2 protein-coding genes are annotated in these 1,070 nt (G+C 37.8%); both read left to right on the forward strand.

Translation table 11 applies throughout. From position 1 onward, the window contains the following. Positions 1-209 precede the first annotated feature (209 nt). Positions 210-500, forward strand: coding sequence for a hypothetical protein (locus FG384_RS19570; protein ID WP_142644349.1), 291 nt, complete (start codon positions 210-212; stop codon positions 498-500). Positions 501-684: 184 nt separating this feature from the next. Continuing rightward, positions 685-867: a DUF6366 family protein gene (locus FG384_RS19575; RefSeq protein ID WP_142644350.1), complete on the forward strand. Its 183-nt coding sequence runs from the start codon at positions 685-687 to the stop codon at positions 865-867. Positions 868-1,070 lie beyond the last annotated feature (203 nt).

Below are 1,070 nucleotides of genomic sequence, written 5' to 3' on the forward strand. Positions count from 1 at the left end.
ATTAGCTATATTTTGTGAATGATGACTAGGAGGAGCCGTGTGCGTAAATAGCGCAAGCACGGTTCTGTGAGGGGGGTGGAACACAATCTACCGAAAGGTAGAGAGGTTCCCTTCTACTCGACTAGTTTAAGCAACAGGAATATTTATAAGTACATTGAAGTAGTTTAAATGTAATAAGTTAGTTAAAGCGAGAAGAGGGGATTGTCGATATGAGATTTAAAAAATTTAACTTATTGATTCCGTTGTTATTATTAGTTTTAAATATTATTTTCTTGTCATTTCTGATTGAAGAGTTAATAGATGCCTCTGAGCCCAATTATGGAGGTGGATTGGGCATGTCAACCCCTGTAATTGGTTTAATTTCCTTTATATACATTAGAAAATTTGCTGAAAAAAAATCCAGTTCTTTGATACGGACTTTACAAGGATTAAATCTTCTTTTTATTCTTTTTCCCGTAGTTGTTTTCTTTTATGGGATTTTTATAATGGCTAATTATTGAACTAACTAGGTGCGATTGCGTCATAAGAGCAGTCGCTTCTTAAAGTAACGTGGCAAATCATGGGTTGCTTAGGACAACTCTTTTTCTATTGAACCAAAGCAGCAGGTTTAACTAACGGGCAGTTTAATTGAATAAGCAAAGAGAAATTTCATGTCATTAAATTCGTAAAAAAATGGGGGGTATAATGTCCGAGGAAGATAGAGAGAGGTTAAAAGCTAAAGAACAACGAAAAAACCCTGGTGGTGCATTAAACAATGCGTGGGCTCAAGCCCATACAGGTGCACCTAGCAGTGGGTGTTTAGTCAATATTGGTTCAATTGTAATAATTGTAGCAATTATTCTGTTGGTAAGAGCGTGCTCAAACTAATCTTATAGAAGTAACAGAGGCTTTAGAAAAGATCATGGGGTTGCTATAGACTCTCTTTTTCTTATTGAACTAACGAGGCAGGTGTGCGGCCGAGCCTAGGTCGTATCATATAGCGGGTGGGATTCCCGTCGAGAAAGAACTAGCCATTCACTCGTAGCGAGTCTTGGAGGGCTAATGGTAACATTAGCCTTTAAGCGTAGACA

Source organism: Psychrobacillus vulpis (assembly GCF_006861825.1).
In the GTDB taxonomy this organism is placed as follows: Bacteria; Bacillota; Bacilli; order Bacillales_A; family Planococcaceae; genus Psychrobacillus; species Psychrobacillus vulpis.